Source organism: Clostridium sp., assembly GCF_050717545.1.
In the GTDB taxonomy this organism is placed as follows: Bacteria; Bacillota; Clostridia; order Clostridiales; family Clostridiaceae; genus Clostridium_AD.
In genome coordinates, this window is the sequence record NZ_JBOITN010000008.1 from 147,885 (window position 1) to 173,578 (window position 25,694).

Sequence of the window (25,694 nt, forward strand, 5' to 3'; positions counted from 1 at the left end):
TTTAATATTTTATTATTAAAATTTAAATAAATTATATTAAAAGCTAACTAAATGACTTAAACTATTCTAAAAACAGATACTGTTCCAATAGGGCCTGCTAGACCTACCAATACTATACTAATAGGACCATCTGAATTGTTAACAAATCTGAAAGTTTCTCCTGCTGTTGCGGCATAAATTCTATTAGAACCAGTTATTAGTGGATTTGTTGCTGTAATAGATATACCGGCAATAGTGCCACGTAGGGATGATACTAAATCAACTTCTATAGAAACAGTTCCAGGATTTGGAGTTACAGAAAGTTTCCAGTCAATTACATAAACACCTGTTGTATTAACTGTAAATATACCTGTTGCTGAATTATAACTTAAATCAGTTCCTACAATGGCCACATTATCATAAATGATAGTGCCTCCAACTGGAATTGATACTTTTTGTGTTGTTATAATACCATTTGCATAGGAATTAAAACTTGGACCAGTTGCGCCAGTATTACCTTGGTTACCTTGAGGACCTTGGTTGCCTTGAGGGCCAGCGGGACCAGTTGCACCAGTGTTACCTTGGTTACCTTGTGGACCTTGGTTGCCTTGAGGGCCAGTAGGGCCAGTTGCGCCAGTATTACCTTGGTTACCTTGAGGACCCTGAGGTCCAGTTGCACCAGTATTGCCTTGATTTCCTTGAGGACCTTGGTTGCCTTGAGGGCCAGTAGGGCCAGTTGCACCAGTGGCTCCAGTGTTACCTTGAGGACCTTGATTTCCTTGAGGACCTTGGTTGCCTTGAGGACCCTGAGGTCCAGTTGCACCAGTATTGCCTTGATTTCCTTGAGGACCTTGGTTGCCTTGAGGGCCAGCGGGACCAGTTGCACCAGTAGCTCCAGTATTGCCTTGGCGACCTTGGTTGCCTTGAGGACCAGTAGGGCCAGTTGCACCAGTATTACCTTGGTTACCTTGAGGACCTTGGTTACCTTGAGGACCTTGGTTACCTTGAGGACCCTGAGGTCCAGTTGCACCAGTATTACCTTGAGGACCTTGGTTGCCTTGAGGACCAGTAGGACCGGTTGCACCAGTGTTACCTTGGTTACCTTGAGGACCAGTAGGTCCAGTTCTTCCAGTTGGGCCAGTAGGTCCCGTTTGACCAGCAGGTCCAGTTCGTCCAGTAGGTCCAGTAGGTCCAGTAGGTCCAGTAGGGCCCTTTGGACCAGTTGGTCCAACAATACATTTTACTTCGCAAGGATGGCAAGGATCACAACAAACATGTTTGTCACAGCAATCGTGCTTGTCACAACAATCATGTTTATAATCACAATCTTGCTTTTTATAGCCGAAAATATCATAAGAACCGTCTTCCTCGTCAGAATAATATTTGTTTTTACTCAATATAGACACCTTCCTTAATAAGAATATTTTTATATTTGAAATTCTTAAATTTTTATTTAAAAGAGGTTGTACTTTATAGTTATGAAGTTTGTACCTTATATTTATAATGCTTGTACCTTTCCTTACATAGTATGCAGATAATTTGATTTTGTTAAATATATATATACAAGTTTCAAATAAATTTCAAATATATATAAAGTCAATAATTTTTAAAAATATAGATTAAGAGTATAACCTATACTTTTAAAAAATAAGGTAAAATAATTATATTAGTTGACTAGATAAATAGATTTTATGATTAGTTAATAACCTTTCATTAGTGGGAGAAAGCTTAATAGCTTCTTTTGAAAATTCTATTGCTCGAGTTATCATATTCAAATTGTAACAGCCTAAAGCAGCTAAATCATAAGGAGTAGAATCCCAAGCATTTGCATCGTTTGCAAAAGAAAATGATTTTTCCTTGATTTTTAGTGCCTCGTTTGCAAAATAATAAACACTAATCCAATCCTTTTCATCGTAAGCTAATAAGGACAAGTCTATATAGGGCTCTCTTAATGAAATAGATTCACCTACTGCTTTATGAAACCATTTTTTGGCTTTTAATATTTCTTTTTTTTGATAATATGATTTCGCAATAAACCTCATAGCCGAGCATCTTTCATCATCCCAATTTGATGTTGGTAACTTTAAATACTTTTTTAAAGTTAAAATGCAATCATCCCAGTTACTATTAAACATATACTCGCGGCCTAGATAATATAGATTTCTACTACTATCAGGATTTTCTTTTAAAGCTAGTTTTAGAAGTGGAAGATTTAGACTTCTATTTTTGCTAACATCTGGTTTATGATTATAAACCAGACCTGTAATATAAACTTCTTTCTCTAAGCCTACACCTTGATATTCTAAAATTTCATGTGTTGGGTAGATCCATTTATATCCATGCCTTGCGTGGATTCTTGACCAGGTATATTGCACAGAGGGCGAACCATCCTCATTTAGGCTCCAATTGTATAGATATGATCCTCTTGTAGTTTCACTAGTCCATACATTCTCTAAATGCTCTCTCCAGCCGTCCTCAATAACATCATCAAGATCCGAGGATACGCAAATATCGATATCACTTGGAATATATTTCAAACATTCATTTCTAGAATAATCAAACCTAAAAGGATTAATATTCATAGAATAAACAATAGCTCCTCTTTCTTTAAGTTTATTAATAGTATTATCTGTAGAGCCCGTATCTACAACTACTACAATATCGGCGTTACTGACATGATCCATCCAACGATCAACAAATTTCTCTTCATTTTTACAAATTGCATATACACAAATTTTATATTTATTACTCATATAAAGACCTCCAATTTTACCAATTGCCATCATGCATATTATTATATGATTATGAATGATTAGAGGTTCCATAGTTATACATAGTATATTCTCAAAGTTATTTTCTATATTTTGATAGGAGGTGAAATAAATTTAGAATCACAGTGTTCTATGTTTCTATTCTTTTTAACATATGAGATAATATATGTATGGGCATATTAACTGGTTTTAGTGTTGTAGTTATTTTGGCATATAATATTACAAAGGAGGAATTAGTAATGAGACTTACTAGAGAATTTTATGCTAGAGATACTTTAGGAGTTGCTAAGGATCTTTTAGGCAAAATACTTGTACATGAGGTGAATGGAGTAATATTAACAGGAAAGATAGTTGAAACAGAGGCATATATTGGGTCAATAGATAAGGCATGCCATGCTTATGGGGGAAAAAGGACACCTAGAGTGGAAACTTTATATGGAATTCCAGGAATAGCATATGTTTATTTTATCTATGGCATGTATCATTGTTTTAATATAATAACAAAAGAAGAAGGGTCGCCAGAAGGAGTTCTAATTAGAGCAATTGAGCCAATAGATGGACTAAGCGAAATGGCAAATCTAAGATTTAATAAAGATTATAACGAACTTACAAAAGCTCAAATTAAAAACTTAACAACAGGTCCATCTAAGTTATGCATTGCTATGAATATAAATAAGGGAAATAACAAACAAGATTTATGTACAAGTGGTCTATATATTGAAGAGGTAGAGAATAAAAGTAAAATTACAGTTGCAGAAGTTAAAAGGGTAGGAATTGATTATGCAGAGGAGGCGAAAGACTTTTTGTGGAGATTTTATATAAAAGATAATATATGGGTATCTGTTAAATAGAAAATTAACTCTATATTTAACATGAAGGGGAGTAAGAAAATGAGCTTTTTATTTAAAGATAAAGAAAATATTAATGGACAGCAAAAAAACAAGTTGGGTAAAAATAATAAAACAATTAAAAGAGAAGTAACCTTTAGAATATTAAATACAGCGATTATATATAATGATTTAGAAGAGTATTATGATACATTGGCTACATGTGTTAATGAGAATAATGTAATAGAAACTATAAGCATAGAAGGATTTGAAATACATGAAAATGTAATAGAACTTAAGGGGGCATATATTGACTATGAAGAGGATACAAAAGTGAATATTACAGGAGTAATATATTATTTATAATTCAATTAACATAATTAACTTAACAAGAATAATATATCAATGTAAGATTATTATTTTGGAGGTATTTGAGTGGGGTATTATGTTAAAGTAGAAGGAAATGTAAAGATTTATGTAGAGGATATTAACCCAAATGGCGTGAAAACAATTTTGTTTCTTCACGGTTGGCCTGGAAATCACAAGTTATTTGAATATCAATTTAATGAACTTCCTAATATGGGATACAGATGCATTGGTATAGATCAGCGAGGATTTGGCGAATCTGATAAGCCTTTTAATGGTTATGACTATGATCGATTATCTGATGATGTAAGGGGAGTTGTTGATGCACTTAAATTAAAAAACTTTACACTTGCGGGTCATTCTACCGGAGGAGCGATTGCTATTAGATATATGGCCAGACATAAGCAGCACGGCGTATCGAAACTTGCTCTGTTTGCAGCAGCAGCACCTAGTCTTATCCAGCGTCCATATTTTCCTTATGGACTGCCAAAGGAAGCTGTGGATGACATCATAAAAGGGACATATAATGATAGACCTAATATGCTTAAGGGTTTTGGAGATATATTTTACTTCCAACATAAAACTGGGGCATTCTCAGAGTGGGTTTTTAAGTTAGGACTTGAGGCATCGAGTTGGGGCACGGCGGCTACGGCAAAGACTTGGCTTGGTGAGGAACGCTTATTTTATGACCTTGGAATGATTAGTGTTCCAACTTTAATTCTTCATGGTATTCATGACAAGGTTTGCTTATTTCCATTGGGACAGGCACAAAATCAAGGTATTAAGAATTCTAGACTTGTTCCATTTGAATTCAGTGGTCACGCTTTGTTTTTTGATGAGAAAGAAAAATTTAATGAAGAATTAGCTTCGTTTATCGAGGAATGAAATTACTAATGAATAGGTAATTAACGTATTAATTATTTTTATTATTATCCAATTATTACCAATAAATATTATGTCAATGAAAACTATTATGTGCAAAAGTTAGCTTAAATTAATGATGATCATATGACAAATAGCACCCCATTAGAATATTATGATATATACAAATATTAATATTTTAATAGTGCATAGAGGGGGTGTTTTTAATAATGCCTGATTATATATTATTTTGTATTTTAATTTTTACAACATTTCTTATTATTTCTTTTCCGATAATATTAGATATAATTAATATGAGAAAAACTCATGAGATTAGAGATACAAAAGGGCTAACTAGAAGAAGTATCACCTTAAGTTTAGTATTTATATATATATGCTTGCAAATTTATTTTATAGTTTTCAATAAGACAAATAATATATCAGAAGAATTTAAGACTATTTTAATATCTGTTATTGCATATTATTTTGGTAAAAGCACAGCATTGGATGATCCAAATAAACAAGGTAAATGACAGTAAAGAGGCGGTTGGTTACGCAGAAATATGGAATAAGTAGTCCTAAAATTAACTTCATGAATGCAGTGTCTTACAAGTAAAGTGATAAAACTGGCAAATTATATAAGACTTATGAAATGTCAGAATTCAAAGATTTTATGAAAACTATGAATTCACCTTATGATGCTGGTATTGATATGTGTATTACAGAATTGTAAACTCAAACGGATGTTGCATTGAAGAAATAAATTATGGTTTTATTAATTAGAACACCTGAATTTTTAGGTGTTCTTTTATTAACATACTTAGAAAATATAGAGAGTGTGGATTTCTATGATTAGAATATTAAAAAAGATAGCATGACATGTCCATATTAAGCGTAGACAGAAACTCAAAGAGTATCAATAGAAGAAAGTAGATTAGATATTCCTGTTATAAATGGTTGATATAGCAAGAGATACTAGGGTGGGATTATTGTATTTTATTACATTAGAATTTTATGGAACACACTATATTTACTATATATTTACTTAAATGTAGAAAACTTTTTTTAACGATAATTTTGCATAAATTGCGAACTCTACCCCTAATAGCCTTCAATGTAGTAGTATATGGTGGTGAATATACATATAAAACGTTCATTTAGTATATGGACTTTAAACAAACGTTTTAATATAATAAGCATAAAGACGCGATTACATGTAAACATACTTTTATGGTAGAATTAGTTGAAAGGGCTAAAATACCATTAGACAAGATGTTCAAGATGTACAAGGAAAACACTATAAAAGTGATTAATGTTATGAAAATATTGGAACTATAGAAAAGAACATTTTATAAATCAATTAATCAACATGATTAGAACAATTAAAGCGGAAATTTTGTACCTATCTGATATACCTCTTATAGGGGATAGGCAAAACTACTCATATTATTATTTATAATCTTAGATATATCAACGTCCTATTTCGGCAATTATATTATTTAATAATTATATAAAAGGTTGGTGAACTAATTGAAAAGAAAACATAATAACAGATCCTTTAAAAATATAATATTTTTGTATACATTTTCTACAACAATTATGGTTCTAACAATTATGTATTCTATTTACTACCTGAATTACAAAGAAAACATAATTACTCAAACAGATTTAGTATACAAAAACTATTTGAGTATAATTAGCAAAGAATTAGATAATAAACTCTATGATCTAGAAGTCGTTGCTGGAAATATTTCTGTAGATTATGATATCGTTAACAAAATAAAAGAATTACAGGCAAGCACCACAGACGAAGATAGAGCTATGCAAATTGCAAAAATGAATGCTGCAATTTCACCAAAGGAATATGTAAACCCTAATATTTTAAACATAAGAATTATAGTAGACAACAATAATTTGGGAAAGCAAATGAATAAAAATAGTTATTGTAACATTAATAACATGGACAATAAGGAAATCAACCAAATATATCAAAATTCCTCAGGGTGGATAAAACCAAGAAAAATAGATTTTAATATGGTTAGTTTTGATATGTTTGAAAATAAAGAACAAAAAATTGTAAGTTATTTTAAAAAAATTTATGATTCTAGTAATTACGACACAATTGTGGGATATGTGATGATAGACATTAAATTAGATTATTTAGAACGTGTTATTAAAAATAGTAATAGCAGTATTCTTGGAGAAGCTACAATTTTAGATGAAAATGATATTGTTGTATTTAGCAATGATAAGGGAAACGTAATAGGGAGCGCAATTAGTACTGATGAGAATACCTTAAAAAAATTGAAATTTAATAACCTGATATACTCAAAACAAATTGAAAGATATAATTGGAAAATTATTTTTATTGTTCATTCGGATTACATTAAAAGTAAGTTGCAAAGAATGAATATAAGGGTTTTAATAATAATATTTATTACGGTTTTATTAACTATTTTATTATCTCGAGTATTGTCTCAAATGATTTTTAAACCCATCTTAGAGCTTACAAATTTAATGAATAATTATAAAAGTAATAAAACAAATCTTAAGAAGTTAACTGGCGTAAGAGAGATTGAATTTTTGTATGATTCATTTCAAAATATGAATGAAAAGGTTAATAAGCTTTTAAAAGATGTTGAAAATAAGGAAAAGAGAAAACGTACTATTGAATTAAATGCATTACAGTCACAGATAAATCCTCATTTTTTATATAATACGTTAGACTCGGTAAACTGGTTAGCCTTAAGTAATGGTAACAAAGATATTAGTGCTATGGTTGTAAAGTTAAGTAAGCTTATGAGGTTAAGCTTAAATAAAGGATTTGAATTTTACACCTTTGAAGAGGAAATAGAGCATGTTATGGCTTATTTAGATATACAAGGATATAGATATCCAAACAAATTTAAGGTAGGTTTAATGATAGAAGGTGATGTTAAAAATGCAATAGTACCAAAGCTAATACTTCAACCGATAGTGGAAAATAGTCTAATACATGGTTTTGATGAAATTGAATATATGGGTAAGATTACAATAAAGGCATATAATAAGCAAGGGGTATTGGTAATAAATATAATTGATAATGGTGTAGGATGCAAAGGTTCAAAATTGAATGATTTAACCTATGTTAAAAATGGGTACGGATTAAAAAATATTGAAGAAAGAATAAAACTTTATTTTGGAAAAGGTTATGGAATTACATACATGTGTGATAAGAGTGGAGTAAATGTGGAAATAACACTACCATGCAGATATAATAATTTTTTTGTGGAGGGTGAGGATTATGGGATATAGCGCATTGATAGTGGATGACGAGGACATAATTGCGAATGGAATAAAAAAATGTGTAAATTGGAATAAATTTAAAATCAACAAGGTTAATACATGTAATAATGGTAAACAGGCTTTTGAGTTTATCAATGATAACGATGTAGATATACTAATAACAGATATAAGGATGCCAGGAATAGACGGAATAAATCTTATAAAAAATATAAGAGCAACCGGCTATGATAATATAGAAATACTTTTACTTACTGCTTATAAGGATTTTAACTATGCCAAAGAAGCAATAAAATATAATGTAATAGATTATTTGGTAAAACCTACGACTCCAGATGAAATAGAGAAAATTATAGAGAAAATGATGCAAAAAATCAAGGCTAGGAGCGTAAAATATTCATTTACAATGGATGAAAAAAACGATTATGAAGATATAAATGTCCATAATAAACACAAGCGGCTTTGTGATAACATAATTAAATATTTAGAAGAAAATTATGACAAGGAAATTACGCTTAATATTATAGCTAGTAATTTCTATTTATCCTCGAATTATATAGGGAAAATATTTAAAGATGTCGTTAATAAATCTTATAAAGAGATTTTAGTGGATATTAGAATTAATAGAGCAAAAGAATTGATTAAAACAGGAGAGTATAAGAATCTTGAAGTTGCCGATATGGTCGGATATAAAAACTATGAAAATTTCAGGCAAGGTTTTAAAAAAATAACGGGAATAAACCCCTCAGAATATTAAATGCATTTTTATAAAATATATATTACCATAAAATACAGAAAATATAATTGTAAACGTTGTTAAAATGTAATATAAGGCAAATAATCATTGTTTTTATGGAATTATTGTTGTTTTAGCTAGATTAAAATAAATTACCAACATGATACAATCCTTATGAAATCAATTACATAAGGAGGGATAGTATGAATGATAATGATTTGAATGTATCTGTCAAAAATATAAAGAAAAAGAATGTAAAGTATAAATCTACCTTAAGTAAAATGGCACCATATTTATTTTTAATGCCTTGGTTAATTGGAGTAATAACGCTTCAATTAGGACCAATTATATTTAGTTTTATAACATCGTTTACTCAATACAATTTAGGAAATAATATGAGTTTTATAGGGATGGATAATTATATACAAGCTGCAACAGATCCATTGGTAATTCAATCATTAATTAATACCGTTAAGTATGTATTTATAACTGTACCAATGAAACTAGTCTTTGCATTGTTCATTGCATATATTTTAAATAGTAAAATTAAGGGAATAGGCGCATATAGAACAGTTTACTACCTTCCATCAATCATAGGTGGTTCTGTGGGTGTTGCCATACTATGGAAAGCTTTGTTTTTAAATAGTGGAATGATAAATTTAATGTTGGCTAAAATAGGAATAACAGGGCCTTCATGGTTAGGAGATCCTAATTATAGCTTATTCACAGTTTCATTATTGGCAGTATGGCAGTTTGGATCATCTATGGTAATATTCCTTGCAGGGCTAAAACAAATACCATCAGAACTTTATGAAGCTGCACAAGTAGATGGAGCATCGAAAGTAAAATGTTTTTTTAATGTAACTATACCATTATTAACTCCAATAATTTTCTTTAATCTCATAATGCAAATTATTGGTGCATTTCAAACCTTTAGTGGACCGTTTGTAATTTATGGAGGACAATATGGACCTCTTAATTCTGTGCTTTTGATAGTTATGTATATATATAATCAAGCTTTCCAAGTATTTGATATGGGATATGCATCAGCAATTTCTTGGATATTATTAGCCATAATTGGTACATTTACTTTTATTTTGTTTAAGAGCGAAGATAAGTGGGTATTTTATAATTAATAATTAATAGGGAAGGTGATGGGCAAAAAAATGAAAAAGAATAAAACAATATTTAAACATATTACTCTAATAGTATGTGGATTGATATTAATATATCCATTTATATGGTTGGTATTTGCAGCACTTAAACCAAGCAAAGATGTAATGACTACAATAAATTTACTTCCTAAAAAGATTATGTTTAGTAATATAACACAAGGATGGAACATTATAACTGGAAGACCGTTTGGTATATTTATTTTCAACTCATTTTTGTTAACTATAGGATGCTTAGTAGGAAGCTTGATAGTAAGTTCATTAACAGCATTCGCATTTGCAAGGTTAGATTTTAGATTAAAGAAACCGTTGTTTACAATTTTGATTGGTACATTGTTACTACCGCCAGTAACTACCTTAATTCCCAGGTATATAATGTTTACAAAGGCTGGAATAACAGATTCATACCTTCCTTTTTGGATACCATCCCTTTTAGGAGCAGGAGTAGGCGGAGGCTTCTTCATATTTTTAATGGTTCAGTTTATGAGGGGACTACCTAAAGAACTTGATGAGGCTGCAAAAATAGATGGATGCAATACCTTTCAAATATTTTATAAAATTATACTGCCACTTTGTAAACCAGTATTATTTACAGTAGGAATATTTGCATTTATGTGGAATTGGGATGACTTTCAGAATCAATTGATTTATATAACTGGAGTGGATAAATTAACCGTTCCATTAGCATTAAGAATGACCATCGATAACACCGGAATAGTATCTTGGGGACCTATACTCGCAATAAGTTTAATTACATTATTGCCAAGTATAATAATATTTTTCTCAGCACAGAAATATTTCGTTGACGGAGTTATAAGCGGTGGAATAAAAGGTTAGTTATGAAAAATTAAATATAAAACTAAAAACAAATTAAAGTATTAAAGTATTACACGAGGGGGATATGTATGAAAAAAACACGTATTATTACTAGTTTATTATTAAGTACTTTGTTATTATCCAATGTAACATTATCAGGATGCTCAAGTAAGAAAAAAACTGACTCGTCAGCAACCTCAGATAAAGTAGTTGAAATTAGGTTTGCTTGGTGGGGAGATCAAATAAGACATGATGCTACAAATAAAGCATTAACACTATTTGAACAGAAAAACCCGAATATCAAAGTTATTAGAGAACCATCTGGTTTTGCTGGTTTTCATGACAAACTAACTACACAAATAGCAGCAGGAACAGAACCAGATTTATTTCAATTTGCAAACGATAAATATTTAGGAGATTTTGTATCAGCTGGAAGATTAGTTAGTATTGATGAATTTGTAGGAAAAGAAATAAATATAGACAATATATCATCAAGTGTACTTTCAGCTGGACAAATAAAGGGTAAACAGTACTGTATTCCAACAGCAATAAATAGTAGAGTAGTACTATTTAATAAAAAGATGTTTGATAATGCAAAGGTTCCATATCCTAAAAATGATTGGACGTGGGAAGATTTTTATAATATAAGTAAAAAATTAGTTGCAGGAAACCCAGGTAAGTATGCTATATCTGACTTTACGTTAACTGATGATTTAATAATTTATTCAATACAAAAAGGAGCCATTTTTGTTGATAAAGATTTAAAGGTAAATGCAGAAAAACAACTTAAGCAAGGCTTGGAGCTCGGCATGAAATTAAGGACTGAAAAATTAGCTCCACCAATTGATATTTCAATTATAGAAAACACACAACAAAACAATACATTCGTTACAGGCAAAAGTGCAATGAAAATTGATGCCACAGCTGCAGCTGATGGATATGCTGTTTCTCTAAAGGACAAAGGGGAAGTGGGAATAGTGTTGTTGCCAGATTCATCTACTTCAAATCCATCAGGAGAAGCACTTATAGGGACTAATCCACTAGCTATAGGCAGAAGTAGTGAAAATAAACAAGCAGCAGCTAAACTATTAGACTTTATGATAAATGATCAAGATGCTGCCAAAATATTAAGAACAGTAAGAGGAGTTCCTACATCATCAAAATCACAAGAAATGTTAAAGCCAACATTAGAACCAATTAATGCAATGGTTTTTACAGCAATTAACGATATTACTAAAATCGCAATGAAACCAGATGATTATTTCTTCGCAAAAGGTGCAGGTATAAATTTTGTAGATATTGTACGTCAAGAATCTCAAAAGGTGGCTTATAAGAAGACTACTCCAGCAGAAACTGCAAAAACAATAAAAGATCAAATGCAAAAATCATTAGATAAAGCAAATAAATAGTAAAATAATATGATAAAGGAGATGGAAATATGATAAGAGTGGCTATTATAGGAACAGGAAGTATTTCTCAGTCACATATAGAAGGATATTTAGCATTAAAAGATAGATGTGTAATTGTAGCTCTTGTGGATATATATCCTGACAAAGCAAGAGAAAAGGCAAAAAAAAATAATTTATTAAATGTAGAGATATTCGATGACCATAAAAAGGTTTTGGGCCGAGATGATATTGATCTTATAGATATATGTACTCCACCCTATGTACATGCAGAAATTGCCATAAATGCTTTAAATTCAGGTAAGAATGTACTAAGTGAAAAACCTATGGCAGCTTCATTAGAAGAGTGCGATAAAATGATAGAGGCAGCTAAAAAAAATAATAAAGTATTGTCAATAATTGCTCAAAACAGATTTAGAAATGAATTTATGAATTTAAAAAAGACATTGGATTCAGGACTTGCGGGAGATATAGTACATGCCCAGGTGGATTCATTCTGGTGGAGAGGACATTCTTATTATGATCTATGGTGGAGAGGAACTTGGGAAAAAGAAGGTGGTGGATGTACACTTAATCATGCTGTACATCATATAGATATGATATCTTGGATGATGGGCATGCCAGAGGAAGTACAAGCTATTATGAGCAATACCTCTCATGATAATGCTGAAGTAGAAGATATTTCAATCGCATTGCTTAAATATAAAGGTGGAGCGTTGGGACAAATTACAAGTTCTGTTGTCCATCATGGAGAGGAGCAACAAGTGATATTACAAGGTAAAAGAGCCAGAATATCCGCTCCATTTAAAGTAAGTGCTTCAAAGGAATTAGAAAACGGATTTCCTGTAAAGGATAAAAAAACAGAAAAGGCAATTACTGATTTTTATAATGGATTAACGACTTTAAAATATATAGGACATACAGCTCAAATAGACAATGTATTGACCGCATTAGAGACAGGTGAAGATGTGTTTATTGGTGGGCAAGATGGAAGAAATACTATTGAACTTATAACTTCCATTTATAAAGCTTCTATAACAAAGCAGCCAGTAAAGCTTCCATTACAAAAGGAAGATGAATTTTATACTGTTGATGGCTTACAGAGAAATGCACCTCATTTCTATGAAAAAGGGAAAAGTATAGAAAATTTTAGTAATGAGAGTATTACACTAGGTAGAGATATAAAATAAAAAAATATAATAGAGGAATGGTGGAGGTAAAAATGAATAACGCTAATGGAATGTATTATGTACCAAAGAGCAAAGTTGAAAAAGTTTGCGAAGAGGGTGATTTTAAATTTGCTGCTGTAGGTCTTGATCATGGACATATTTACAGCATGAGTGCAGGACTTATTGGTGCAGGTGCAGAATTAAAGTGGGTATATGACCCAGATCCTAAAAAAGTTCAAGCATTTTGCAAAGAATATCCCCAAGTTAAAATAGCAAGTTCAGAGGAAGAAATTTTAAGGGATGAAAGTATTAATTTAATTGCTAGTGCGACTATAACATCAAATAGGTGTGCAGTTGGTTTAAGAGCAATGGACGCCGGAAAAGATTATTTTGTTGACAAGGCTCCTCTTACAACACTTGAACAATTGGCTAAGGCAAAAGCAAAGGTCAAGGAGACTGGCAAAAAATATGCAGTGTACTATGCAGAGCGTATACACAATGAAAGCTCAGTATTTGCAGGACAATTAGTTAAAGAAGGAGCTATAGGAAGAGTAATTCAAGTGTTAGGTATGGGACCACACAGAGAAGGGTTAGGTAGACCAGAGTGGTTTTATGAAAAGGACAAATTCGGTGGAATCCTTTGCGATATAGGTAGTCATCAAATAGAACAAATTTTATTCTATACAGGGTCAACGGACGCAAAGGTACTTCACAGTAAGATGGGAAATTATAATCACAAACAATATCCAAATTTTCAGGATTTTGGAGATGCTACTTTAATAACTGATACAGGAGCCACTGGGTATTTTAGAGTAGATTGGTTCACTCCAGATGGTTTAGGTACTTGGGGTGACGGACGTTTATTTATTTTAGGTACTGAGGGATATATAGAGCTTAGAAAATATATAGATGTGGCAAATAAGAGTACAGCTAATCATGTTTATTTAGTAAATAAGGCTGGAGAAGAGCACTTTGAAGTAGATAACAAAGTTGGATTCCCATATTTCGGTGAATTGATTTTGGATTGCTTAAATAGAACAGAAAATGCAATGACTCAAGAACATGCATTCAAGGCAGCTGAACTATGTATTAAAGCTCAAATGCAAGCAGAAATAGTAGAGTAATTTTGTGTAGAGAGGGAAACAAGTGAATTCCCTCTCTATATAAAATTAATGAGTAAGTTGCAGGCTTTTTATTCTTACATAGTGTTAGCGCTATCTAGACAATTAGGGAGGATATTGTATGAAAAAGAAATGGTGGAAAGAAGCAGTAGTATATCAAGTATACCCACGTAGCTTTTACGATAGTAACAATGATGGAATAGGTGATTTAAATGGTGTAATTGCTAAACTTGATTATCTTAAAACATTAGGTATAGATGTTATTTGGTTAAATCCATGCTATAAATCTCCAAATGATGATAATGGATACGATATATCTAATTATCGCGAAATAATGGATGAATTTGGAAGTATGGATGATTTTAATAATTTGCTTTATGAAGCACATAAGAGAAATATTAAAATTATTATGGATTTGGTAGTTAATCACTGTTCCGATGAACATAAATGGTTTACTGAAAGCAGAAAGTCTAAGGATAATAAATATCGTGATTATTTTATATGGAAACAACCTAAAAATGGAAGAGAGCCAAATAATTGGGGATCATATTTTTCGCCTTCTGCATGGGAATATGATGATATAACTGGTGAGTACTATTTACATCTGTTTTCAAAAAAGCAACCAGACCTTAATTGGGAAAATCCAAAATTACGTGAAGAAATATATAATTCAATGAATTTTTGGTTAGATAAAGGGATTGATGGTTTCAGAATGGATGTTGTAAATTTGTACAAAAAACCAGCTGGATTAATGGATTCAGATTTACCAGCAAATTGTGCAGATGGTTTTTCTTTTGACCCTAAACTATATGCAAATAATGCAGGTTTACTGGAAATTTTGCAAGAAATGAATAAACAAACATTTTCAAAGTACAATACAATGACAGTAGGAGAGGCAGTGGAGGTTACTCCAAAAATTGCATTACCATATGTTGACGAGAATAATAAATGTTTGAATATGATATTTCATTTTGAAATCGTTGGAATGAAAGAAAATTTCACTTGGTCAAAGTATAAAAGGGTTCAAAGGAATTGGATTAAAGGGCTTGGCAGTACAGGTTGGAATAGTAATTATATGGGAAATCATGACAACCCTCGCAGTGTATCTGTGTATGGCAATGATAAAAAATATAGAGTAGAATCTGCTAAAATGCTTGCAACAATAATACATACACTACCAGGTACGCCTTATATATACCAAGGAGAAGAAATTGGTATGACAAATGCACCTTTCCCATCTATCCAAGCGTTTAATGATATAAATGCGAAATTTACGTATACTGAACTTTTGAAAAGTGGTAAAACATCTAAGGAAGCATTAGATTATTTAAATATATATAGCAGAGACCATTCTAGGACACCAATGCAATGGGATTCCAGTGAAAATGCTGGTTTTACTAAAGCAACGCCATGGCTTATGATAAATCCAAATTATACGCATATTAATGTTTCTGAGGCTATTTGTGACCAGAACAGCATTTACTACTATTATAAAAATTTAATTTCGTTGAGGAAAAATAATTCAGTTTTAGTGTATGGTGATTTTCATGAGTATTTATGTGAAAGAGAAGATGTCTATATGTACATGCGTACTTTTAATGATGTAAAGTGGCTAGTGATTGTTAATTTGACTGATAAACAAATTGATGTTGAAATTCCTATTAAATCGGAAAAAAGTTTTGAATATTTGCTTTCAAATTATGGACATAGTGGTAAATGTTCATCTTCAGTTTTAAAGCCATATCAAGCTGATATTTTATTAGTTATTTAACAAAGATTATACCTTTATAAAATATAAATAAAAGAGAGTAAAAAACATGGGAAATATAAATATATTAAAGAAGTTAAAAATTAAATTTAGTTTGCTACAAATAACATATTGGTGTAATGTGGGTGCATTTAGTGCATTTATTGTATCATATATGCAGTCAAAAGGTATGACTGCTACACTAATTGGAGTTATGTTAATGATAAGTACCTGTGGCGCTTTTGGGGGACAATTATTCTGGGGTAGAATGAGTGACAAACTAAAGTCGAATAAAAAGATATTTATTATTGCAAATATACTAATATTAATAATGCATGTTGTTGTATTTTATATGCCTAATTGGACTCTTATAATTATTACATTTGGTATTTTAGGATTTATAGAAATACCTGTTGCAGCAAATCTTGATACTTGGATACTGAAAATATATCATAAAACACCTCAAGCTTATGGTCCGATACGTGCCAGTGCTTCGATAGGATTTGCAGTGTTTACATTGTTTTATGGTGGCATACTTGAAAAATACGGATACTTTTTTATGATTGTATTTTCATCCTCTTTTGTAATTATGTCAATTTGCATTGCAATATTTATACCGGACGCAGAGATTAGTGACATTATGAATTTAGATAAATCAGCAGATAAAAATACATTTAAGAAGTTGATTTTAAATAAATCATTTATATTCATTTTATTTATAATTCTTTGTACTGGTATTTCTACTTCGCCAATGATGCAAATGATGCCATTACTCATGTCAAATGTAGGAGGTACAGTAAAATACGTTGGTTTTACAATGTTTGCAAGTGGGCTAGCACAGGTACCGTTTATGATTTTTTCAAATAAATTATCATTTATCTCAGCAAAAAAAAGGATGTTGTTAGCTGGTTTAATGTATTTTCTATCATTGATACTAACATCAATTGCTAAGACGCCTGACTTTATTGTATTTTGTAGCATTCTTAATGGAGTAGGATTTGGTTTAATGCTTCCTGCAATGCGGGAGTATATATTCCAATCATCACCGAAAGAGTTTCATACAACTGCACAAAGCATAAGTGATGCCACATATTTGAGTTTGGCTGGTATAATTAGTAATAGTTTAGCTGGACTTATGGTTGATAGTGTAGGTATAAGGGCACTACTTGTTACTTGTTCATTAATTCAAATGATTGGAATTGTATTATTGGTAATAAATATTTATGGGAATAAAAGAACTAATGGTTAGAGGTAGTGTTTACACTACCTAGTTACCAAGTTATGATTTAAAAGGTAGTTTTTTAATATTAGATAAGTATGGAGGAAATAATAGTGAAAACATTAATTTTGTTTGGATCAGCGAGAGGGTACGGACATACAAAAGATATGATCAATACTATTGATAGATTACAGGTATACTGGGCAGGAAGTTTAAGGAAAGATCATGTTAAGGAAGGCAGTAAAAAGGGTATTGCATTGATGTGTGGTGGGGTACCGTCCTTTCCAAGGCAATTTTTAGCAGGCAAAATAATATTAACAGGAGTATTGGGTGATTTGGGAGCGGATTGTATGGGCATAGTAACTGCATTTGATACAGATAACTCTCCAGTTAGTGAAAATGAAAAAGTTAAATCTCAGATAAAAGGAATTGCTAATAAATTAAATGAAAATAACAAATAACGTTTATGATTAGGCTACTATAAATATATTTAAGGGGTGGAAATAAATGAGAAGTGCAATTGTAGGATGTGGAGGTATAGGTAATGTTCATGCTTATAATATTAATAATTTGGAAGAACATAAACTTGTGGCCTTTGCAGATATTAATTTTGAAAAAGCGGAAAAGTTTGTTGATGATTATGGAGATATAGAAAGTAAAGCATATAAAAGCCTAGAAGAAATGGTAGAAAAGGAGAAAATTGATGTTTTGCATATCTGTACGCCTCACTATCTACATGTTCCTATGGCTATCTATGCAGCTAACCATAATATAAATGTTTTTATGGAGAAGCCACTTGCTATATCTGAGGAACAATTTCTTGAACTAAGAGATGTGAAAAACGATGTTCAAATTGGAGTATGTTTTCAAAATAGATATAATAAAAGTGTCCAATGTATTCGTGAACTCTTGCAGAGCGGTAAAACAGGGAAAATAATAGGGGCAAGAGCATTTATTACATGGAACCGCGCAGAAAAGTATTATACGCAAAGTGGTTGGAGAGGAAGCCTTAAGACTGAAGGTGGAGGGCTTTTAATAAATCAAGCTATCCATACCTTAGACCTGTTGATTTATTTTCTTGGAAAACCTTTATCAGTAGAAGGAACTGTTATAAACCACCATCTGAAAGGTATTATAGAAGTTGAGGATACAGCAGAAGCATATATACAGTTTGATAAAGCTACAGCAAGTTTTTATGGAACAAATGCATACTGCACTGATTCACCAGTATTAATTGAATTGGTTTGTGAAGATATGATTATTAAAATGGAAGAAACACAGGTAACTATCGTAAATTCGGATAAATCAGAAGAAAAATTATCATTTAAAGAAGAACAGGTAGTAGGAAAAAACTATTGGGGGAATGGTCATTTTAATTGTATAAGTCATTATTATGAGTGTTTAGAAAATAATAAACATTTTCCAATAGATATTGAAGAAGCACACAAAGCGCTACAATTAATGTTTGGTATTTATGAGTCATCTAAAGCTAACATTGTAATAGATTTTCATTAAAAACAACGGTTTATTTTAAAACTGGTGATAATATGCAAACTTCTAATACAACAAACTATGTATCAAACTAAGCCCTAAGTTAAGCATTTGGTCTCAAAAATTTATGCACTTACCAACACTAAATTTACAATACATTTTTATTTAATTATTTTTGACAAAGGGTAAAGATTATAAATTTCTAGTTTTGTTTGTGGTATGAACTTAAGGCAACTATAAATTAATAAACTCTGTATAGGCAACATAATTATACTTTTTATTAAACGTAAAACTAAAAGAGCTAGAACCCCTTTACCTGTAATAATCGAAAGCCAATAAGTATTTAATCCTAAATCAACAAATATTATGATAATAGTTACGGCCATAATTATTCTGAGCATAGTTTTTGGCTTTTTATAAAGCAATATTCCATAAATTATGCCAGATAATAATGCACTAAGAGTAAATCCTGGGAAATAAATTCCTTTGGGGAATAACATCATCCCAAGTATGTCTGAAAATGCTGCGGTTATCCCTCCTAAAACTGGACCAAACATAACTGAAGCTATAGCTATTGGTATGAACCCAAAACCTATTCTAACAATTGGGGTCTGTATAGCAAAAAAACGCGTTAAAACAATTTGAATTGAAATTAGTAATCCCATAAAGATAAAAGTTCGTGTATTTTTCAAATAAAGCACCTCTTCTTTTTTTATTTATGACAAATAGCCACACAAAGAGAATGGTGCTCTTCTGTGACAGCGGAATGCAAAAATTATACCGCAAATCATTTCTGATTTTTCGTCCAGTGGCAACTTCCCGTCCATCTGGCACTTAACGCACAATTTCCTACTCTGCACTTTGGATTATGAATACAATATTATTCTATATGTTTTTTATATAGAAATCAATATTTTAATTACTTATTTAAAAACTAGAGGCAATTATTTCTGAATGTTTAGACTTTCAATCATTAGAGGTAGACACAGTAACATCTATTTTATAATCCTTTTACCTATAACAAATCTTTCTTTGTAATATCCAGTTAATTCAGAGGTTTTTATAACTTCACCTGATTTTGGAGAATGAATAAACTCGTTATTTCCAATATAAATACCAACATGGGAAACTTGATTTGGCAGAGCTGGATTTGTTTTGAAAAAGACTAAATCTCCATTTTTAAGATCATTAATACTTATAGAGATTCCCTTATTTATTTGGTCCATGGATGTTCTAGGCAAATCTATGTCAAAATGTTTATAAGTGTATTGTACAAATCCAGAACAATCAAATCCACCACTTATATATTTACCAGTGGAATCGGATACTGCGGGCGTTGTGCCACCCCATAAGTAATTAGTGCCTAGAAAAGTATCCGAATACATTGTTATATCATTTCCATCTATTAAAACGCTGTATTGCTCTCCGTTTGTTAAATCTTTGTCGACTCTTAATGGATTTTTAGAATTCGAGAAAATAGTAAATATCATATATACTAGGGTTAATATTATTATTATTGATATTAAAGGCCAAAGCCTCAATGATTTTTTTCTGCTGAAAGATGTTCTCATATTTCAACCTGCTTTACAATCTTAATTTTAGAACATAGATAAAATAATAACCTAATATTAAATTACTATATTATCTTCAATAATATTCTAAAATCTTAAAGAAACTTAGTAAAACAGTAAATTATATTAAAATTATTTCATCCAATGCTCGTTTAGGTACATGGTGAATTTCTTTATCGTCTCGCCAGTATTTAACATCATCAGGTAATTCCATTTCATCAATAACAATTTTTTCTTTAGGTTTTCCCAGTGCTATTACTAAGGTGATTTCAAATCTATCATCTATGTTAAGTACAGAGTTTAGCTCTTTTTTGTTTATATTAGCAATCATGCAACCACCTAAACCTTTTTCTACAGCTCCTAGTAGTATGCTTTGCGCTGATATACCTGTATCCAAAGATGGATTTTTGCTAATAGAAGAATCATTAAGCATTATTATATATGCACTTGGTTTTTCACCTTCAATAGGACCTTCCCAATTTTTTAGATAACCAGCCCATCCTAATGTTTTAAATATACTCTCATTTTCACAAGATTCGTTAGAAATAATATATTTAAGTGGTTGAAGGTTTGCAGCTGATGCTGATAACCTAGCAAGGTTAATTAATTCTTTTATAACACTTAATTCTATTATTTCATTTTGATAAAATCTTCTGTAAGATCTATTTTTCAATACCAAATCTTTAATCATTTTGCACCTCCATAATTTAAAATCTATTAGAAACAGTATAGACCGTAGCGAAGCATACATCAAGAGAAAATAAAGTATTTATGAATATTTGTTTTTTTGTAGAGGAATCAAGGATTTAATGTAGAATATATATAATTGTACATATATGAAAATGTTTATTCTTGCTAAAAATTTTATTAAAACTGTAGAAGACAAAAACTATGGAAATGGATAATTAGGAGGGTGAAAATTTGAATTACAAAAAATTAAAAGAAGATTTGCTTAAAAAAGTAGGTACATTAACAATTACGGCTCTTGGCGTAAACCAAAGTAACGCAAGTGAAAAGAAACTTCTTAAACTAGCCAAAAAATATAATATGAAAATTTCAGATTATTAAAAAAGAAATTTGTGATTTATTTATTTTATAAAAAAACCAGAAGATTTATGAGCATAGCTCATAAATCTTCTGGTTTTAACTTTAATTTTAGCTCTGAAGGAGATAATTTAATTAACTTTTTTTAATTTTATATCATATTTGTTATTATACTTTGCCATTCGTGGATCATCTTTAAAATAACTTTCGTACATACCTTTAGCAACATCTACAGCACTACTACCAAAACCACCGTCAAATATAACTATAGATACTGCAATCTCAGGATTAGTAGCTGGTGCGTAGCCTACATACCACGAATAATCTCCCCTACCAATCTTATCTTGTATAAGGAGATTAGATTGTGCGGTACCTGTTTTACCACCTGTAGGGATAGGGAAATCAGCAAGTGATTTAGCAGTACCCCCTTCACCTGTAACGTCGTTCATACCTTGCAAAACTAAGTCTCTTGTTTCTGCACCCATATCAACTTTGTTCAAAACCTTAGGTTTTGTTTCAGATATTAACTTGCCATTATAATCCTTTACGTTAGCAACCAAATTAAGATTATATCTTGTTCCACCGTTTGCAATAGTTGCTATATAATTTGCCATCTGAAGAGGGGTGAAAGTGTCCATGCCTTGCCCAATAGATGCAAAGAACATGTTAGATGGTCGACTTAAAGAACTATGCCCTTCATTAACATGGTATTTCACTTCAGTTAGAACTGATTGAATATTAGCAGCTGTAAACTTTTTTCCTTTATACATGGGATCTGCAGCAATTAACTGCTTAAACAAAACCTCATAGTTAGTCTTTGAAAAACTTCCAGTTTTTACAGAGTCCTTTATAATATTTTTAATTTCGCTTTTAATTTCAGATAATTTCTTATTATTATAAACAATAATATTATCTCCTTCTCTATCGTACAAATCTAATGGGGGAAATTTAGTTCTATATTTGTCACTAGTAACTCCCTTAGTTAAAGCTTCCTCAATATTATAAAAAAATTGCGTTGCAGAAATATTTTTCTGAGATTCTTTATTATAAACTTGCCCGAAATTTTCACTTATTTCTATTCCTGTACCAGGGCTTTTTTCATTAGGATTAGCTCCTAGTCCAAACATCCATGCATATTTAGCTAAAATATCATCGCCAAATTTTTCTCTTAATTTTTGACTTACATTCATAAAAAATGGGTTACTGGATTTTTCTATTGCCTTTACTACGTTAACAACACCTTGTGCACCATCTGTAACGAAAGAAGTCCAATTATTACCTCTTATTTTATTTTCGCCACCAATGTCATAACCACCTATATCATTGTAGGTCGAACTAGCATTTATAACTCCAGTTTCAAGACCTGCAATAGCAGTCATTGGCTTAAAAGTTGAACCAGGAGGAATTAGTGACATTGTTGCATAATTATATAGATATTTTGGGAAGTAGTCATACTTATCTTTTCTAATCGTAGTATTTTCCTTTATGTTTTTATCTATTGGGAACATAAAATTAATTAAACTTCGTGACATTCCATCAGCTTTTGCTAACTTTTCGTAGTCAGGATTAAAGTACTTTTCTGATAGAGCCTGGGTTAGACCTTGTGATGTAGAAAAATCATTTGGATTGTACCCTGGCAGGCTAACAAGTGATAATACGTTGCCAGTATGAATATCTATGACAACAGCTCCACCTCTTGTAGCATTTGACGAATTTACTTTACTAGTAATTTGTTGTTTTTGTAAATTCTTCATTACTGTGTTTAAAGCGCTTTCCGTGGCATATTGAAGATTTGCATCTATTGTAAGTTGAACATTATTTCCAGGAGTTGATTCTTTATTAGAAGCACCATCCTTGGAAGTGACCTCATCATCAATAATAACCTCTTCTTCACCGTTAACTCCTTTAAGGCTACTTTCCATTGCAGCTTCAATTCCAGAAGTACCAATATAATCTACACTTGTATCATAACCTTTTGCTGAATATTTAGCTTTATCAGCAGGGCTTATTTTGCTTATATATCCCAAAACTGATGAGGCGAGCTCCCCATAGGGATATTGTCTCAAAGGTACATTTTCTACCTTAAATCCAGGTAATAATGCTAGACTTTGCTCAAGTATAAGAGCGGTATCTTTTTTCATATTAGTTGCTATGCTAATGGACTTGTATTGAGTATAAAAATTCAATTTTATAGCATCTTTTACAATTAAATATCTTCTAATTAAATTTGGAGTTGTTTTTATGTTTAAACTTGAAATTCCTTTTGTTACTCCATATTCCTTAAGTAGGTATTCGTATATTTCCTGGGGTGTTAATTTCAAAAGTTCATTATTAAGCACCGTTTTTTCAGACGTTGTTAAATCTTCTTCTTTTTTATTTTCAAAATTATTTTTTAATATATCATCTTGAAGTCCCCTATCTTTTAGAAATCTTAACAATAGGACTTGTATTGTCTCAGGATCACTTGAACTAAATTCAAATCTGTATGGATCAATCTTTAGGGGAAAACTATCAGTCTGAACCTCTTTATTTTCATCCAAGATGCTAAATACTTCTTGTAGATTTGCAAATAATTGCTCGCTTGATTTATTTGTATTGGTGTATGTAAGGTTATAACCAGGGGTTTCATTTGCAAGGTTAATTCCATTTTTATCGGTTATGAGACCTCTTGGTGCTTCTACTGAAAGCTTATGAGTATTATCAGCAGCTTTTGCCTTGTCTTTGTAATATTGACCATTGAATATTTGCAAATAATATAACTTTGAACCGATTGCGAAAAATATTGCTATCATAATTATGAGTAGGACATTGTACCTGTTAAACTTTTTTCCTTTTACCATTTTATCACCATTTAGCTTTCGTTTTTTTTTGTAATTCAGTTACTTGTAATGTCAAAATTTAATAGTATTAATTAAATTACATTTATTAATTAAAGTATATATAATTTAAGACATTTTGGCAACAAGAAATAGGTCCCAAGTTATAATATATTAGATAAGTACTAAATATTTAAACAAAACTAAGGGTAGCCTTATTTCTTCCTGTATTTTTACTTACAAATAGATTATTATCTGCAATTTTTATTACATCCTGTATGGCATTCACCATGGTAGTCGCGACTGCTACACCTATACTAACTGTAAATTTTATCTCAAATTCATCAACTAGCACAATAGAGTTTTCTATTGCTTTTCGAATTGCCTCCGCTTTAACAAATGATAATGTTTTTGAAGATACTCCAAATAAATATACTACAAATTCTTCCCCACCATATCTACACACTATATCATCTGTGCGGGTACTGCTCAGAAGAATTTCACCAAGCTTCTTTAATACAATATCTCCTGCTTCATGCCCATACATGTCATTTACAAGCTTAAATTTGTCTATATCAATCATTAAAATGCAATAGTCGTTTTCATAAATATGCTTAGTTTTTATCATGTTATAAAAAGCTCTTCTATTGCAACAACCAGTAAGTAAATCGGTATTAGCTTGTACCAATATTTTTTCATTAAGAGACCTATTGTCTAATATAAGTAATAATTGCGCACAGATGAGCTTTAAAAATTGTTTTGTATACTTCTGAGCTGTAGCGTCCTTATTTGCAAGTACCTCAATAGCACCAATAATTACATTGTTTTTAGTTATATACTCAACGATACAGTTAGTTTTTAAACTTTTAGTATCAAGCTTCGTACCTGTTTTATGATTACTTGAGGCCATTATTATTAACTCTCTATTTACAGTTATTGCTATAGTGCAATAGTAAACACCGAGAACTCCAACTATCATATCATTTAATATTTCGTACAAATCATTTGAAAACTGAAAGTTATTTAAATATTTGTACATTTCAAGTATGGCATTTAACATACCTACTTGCTTTTCATAATCGTTAATTATACTAATATGCTTTATGGTCTGTGATTCCATCAATTCTTGGTACTTATTATACTCTATAGATAAATCAGTATTTTCCACGCTCAACACCTCACAAAACTAATATAACCATTTCCATATAATGGCGTCAATATATCCTTTAATATTACCATATATTTAAAGAATTTACATTAATATTATATACGAATTTGACGTTTATTTTTTTTACAAATA

At 31.0% G+C, this 25,694-nt stretch carries 23 protein-coding genes and 1 riboswitch; of the genes, 16 read left to right on the forward strand and 7 right to left on the reverse strand.

The window, feature by feature from the left end; translation table 11 throughout:
- Positions 1-56 precede the first annotated feature (56 nt).
- Complete coding sequence (locus ACREVX_RS02005; RefSeq protein ID WP_431542513.1) at positions 57-1,214, reverse strand: collagen-like domain-containing protein; 1,158 nt, start codon at positions 1,212-1,214, stop codon at positions 57-59.
- A 426-nt stretch (positions 1,215-1,640) separates the two neighbouring features.
- A complete protein-coding gene (locus tag ACREVX_RS02010) occupies positions 1,641-2,732 on the reverse strand; it encodes a tetratricopeptide repeat-containing glycosyltransferase (RefSeq protein WP_431542418.1) in 1,092 nt (363 codons plus the stop codon).
- Positions 2,733-2,989: 257 nt separating this feature from the next.
- Here ACREVX_RS02010 and ACREVX_RS02015 point away from each other — a divergent pair, with 257 nt between their 5' ends.
- The 15 genes from ACREVX_RS02015 to ACREVX_RS02085 all read left to right on the forward strand — a co-directional run bounded on the left by ACREVX_RS02015 (position 2,990) and on the right by ACREVX_RS02085 (position 18,987).
- Entirely contained in the window at positions 2,990-3,601 is a 612-nt protein-coding gene (locus tag ACREVX_RS02015; protein ID WP_431542420.1) for a DNA-3-methyladenine glycosylase, read from the forward strand.
- Positions 3,602-3,640: 39 nt separating this feature from the next.
- On the forward strand, positions 3,641-3,943 hold the full coding sequence (locus tag ACREVX_RS02020; RefSeq protein WP_431542421.1) for a hypothetical protein: 303 nt from the start codon (positions 3,641-3,643) through the stop codon (positions 3,941-3,943).
- A gap of 69 nt (positions 3,944-4,012) precedes the next feature.
- Positions 4,013-4,828, forward strand: a complete 816-nt coding sequence (locus ACREVX_RS02025; protein WP_431542422.1) for an alpha/beta fold hydrolase — start codon at positions 4,013-4,015, stop codon at positions 4,826-4,828.
- A gap of 206 nt (positions 4,829-5,034) precedes the next feature.
- A complete protein-coding gene (locus ACREVX_RS02030) occupies positions 5,035-5,337 on the forward strand; it encodes a hypothetical protein (protein WP_431542423.1) in 303 nt (100 codons plus the stop codon).
- Positions 5,338-6,334: 997 nt separating this feature from the next.
- Positions 6,335-8,098, forward strand: a complete 1,764-nt coding sequence (locus ACREVX_RS02035) for a sensor histidine kinase (protein WP_431542424.1) — start codon at positions 6,335-6,337, stop codon at positions 8,096-8,098.
- Positions 8,088-8,843: a response regulator transcription factor gene (locus ACREVX_RS02040; protein WP_431542425.1), complete on the forward strand. Its 756-nt coding sequence runs from the start codon at positions 8,088-8,090 to the stop codon at positions 8,841-8,843. The genes ACREVX_RS02035 and ACREVX_RS02040 overlap by 11 nt, the downstream gene beginning before the upstream one ends.
- A 182-nt stretch (positions 8,844-9,025) precedes the next feature.
- On the forward strand, positions 9,026-9,958 hold the full coding sequence (locus ACREVX_RS02045) for a carbohydrate ABC transporter permease (RefSeq protein ID WP_431542426.1): 933 nt from the start codon (positions 9,026-9,028) through the stop codon (positions 9,956-9,958).
- A gap of 30 nt (positions 9,959-9,988) precedes the next feature.
- A complete protein-coding gene (locus ACREVX_RS02050) occupies positions 9,989-10,831 on the forward strand; it encodes a carbohydrate ABC transporter permease (protein ID WP_431542427.1) in 843 nt (280 codons plus the stop codon).
- A gap of 68 nt (positions 10,832-10,899) precedes the next feature.
- Positions 10,900-12,219 carry an ABC transporter substrate-binding protein gene (locus ACREVX_RS02055; protein WP_431542428.1) on the forward strand — a complete coding sequence of 440 codons (1,320 nt, stop codon included), beginning with the start codon at positions 10,900-10,902 and terminating at the stop codon, positions 12,217-12,219.
- Between the two features lie 29 nt (positions 12,220-12,248).
- Entirely contained in the window at positions 12,249-13,406 is a 1,158-nt protein-coding gene (locus ACREVX_RS02060) for a Gfo/Idh/MocA family protein (RefSeq protein ID WP_431542430.1), read from the forward strand.
- Between the two features lie 32 nt (positions 13,407-13,438).
- Entirely contained in the window at positions 13,439-14,509 is a 1,071-nt protein-coding gene (locus ACREVX_RS02065; RefSeq protein WP_431542431.1) for a Gfo/Idh/MocA family protein, read from the forward strand.
- 118 nt (positions 14,510-14,627) lie between these two features.
- Entirely contained in the window at positions 14,628-16,277 is a 1,650-nt protein-coding gene (locus ACREVX_RS02070) for an alpha-glucosidase (protein WP_431542432.1), read from the forward strand.
- A 46-nt stretch (positions 16,278-16,323) separates the two neighbouring features.
- Positions 16,324-17,502: an MFS transporter gene (locus ACREVX_RS02075; RefSeq protein ID WP_431542433.1), complete on the forward strand. Its 1,179-nt coding sequence runs from the start codon at positions 16,324-16,326 to the stop codon at positions 17,500-17,502.
- Positions 17,503-17,585: 83 nt separating this feature from the next.
- Complete coding sequence (locus ACREVX_RS02080; RefSeq protein WP_431542434.1) at positions 17,586-17,933, forward strand: hypothetical protein; 348 nt, start codon at positions 17,586-17,588, stop codon at positions 17,931-17,933.
- 46 nt (positions 17,934-17,979) lie between these two features.
- Complete coding sequence (locus ACREVX_RS02085) at positions 17,980-18,987, forward strand: Gfo/Idh/MocA family protein (RefSeq protein ID WP_431542435.1); 1,008 nt, start codon at positions 17,980-17,982, stop codon at positions 18,985-18,987.
- A gap of 137 nt (positions 18,988-19,124) precedes the next feature.
- Here ACREVX_RS02085 and ACREVX_RS02090 read toward each other — a convergent pair whose 3' ends face one another.
- The 3 genes from ACREVX_RS02090 to ACREVX_RS02100 all read right to left on the reverse strand — a co-directional run bounded on the left by ACREVX_RS02090 (position 19,125) and on the right by ACREVX_RS02100 (position 21,225).
- Positions 19,125-19,655: a folate family ECF transporter S component gene (locus ACREVX_RS02090; protein ID WP_431542437.1), complete on the reverse strand. Its 531-nt coding sequence runs from the start codon at positions 19,653-19,655 to the stop codon at positions 19,125-19,127.
- 65 nt (positions 19,656-19,720) lie between these two features.
- A riboswitch (THF riboswitch) is annotated at positions 19,721-19,822 on the reverse strand.
- A gap of 136 nt (positions 19,823-19,958) precedes the next feature.
- Complete coding sequence (locus tag ACREVX_RS02095; protein WP_431542438.1) at positions 19,959-20,534, reverse strand: C40 family peptidase; 576 nt, start codon at positions 20,532-20,534, stop codon at positions 19,959-19,961.
- A gap of 121 nt (positions 20,535-20,655) precedes the next feature.
- Positions 20,656-21,225 (reverse strand): nitroreductase family protein, encoded by a 570-nt coding sequence (locus tag ACREVX_RS02100; protein WP_431542440.1) that lies wholly within the window; start codon positions 21,223-21,225, stop codon positions 20,656-20,658.
- Positions 21,226-21,455: 230 nt separating this feature from the next.
- Here ACREVX_RS02100 and ACREVX_RS02105 point away from each other — a divergent pair, with 230 nt between their 5' ends.
- Complete coding sequence (locus ACREVX_RS02105; RefSeq protein WP_431542442.1) at positions 21,456-21,602, forward strand: hypothetical protein; 147 nt, start codon at positions 21,456-21,458, stop codon at positions 21,600-21,602.
- Between the two features lie 107 nt (positions 21,603-21,709).
- Here the strand turns inward: ACREVX_RS02105 and ACREVX_RS02110 are convergent, their stop codons facing one another.
- Both ACREVX_RS02110 and ACREVX_RS02115 read right to left on the reverse strand, forming a co-directional pair.
- A complete protein-coding gene (locus ACREVX_RS02110) occupies positions 21,710-24,418 on the reverse strand; it encodes a peptidoglycan D,D-transpeptidase FtsI family protein (protein ID WP_431542443.1) in 2,709 nt (902 codons plus the stop codon).
- 169 nt (positions 24,419-24,587) lie between these two features.
- Positions 24,588-25,562 carry a GGDEF domain-containing protein gene (locus ACREVX_RS02115; protein WP_431542444.1) on the reverse strand — a complete coding sequence of 325 codons (975 nt, stop codon included), beginning with the start codon at positions 25,560-25,562 and terminating at the stop codon, positions 24,588-24,590.
- Positions 25,563-25,694: the final 132 nt, after the last annotated feature.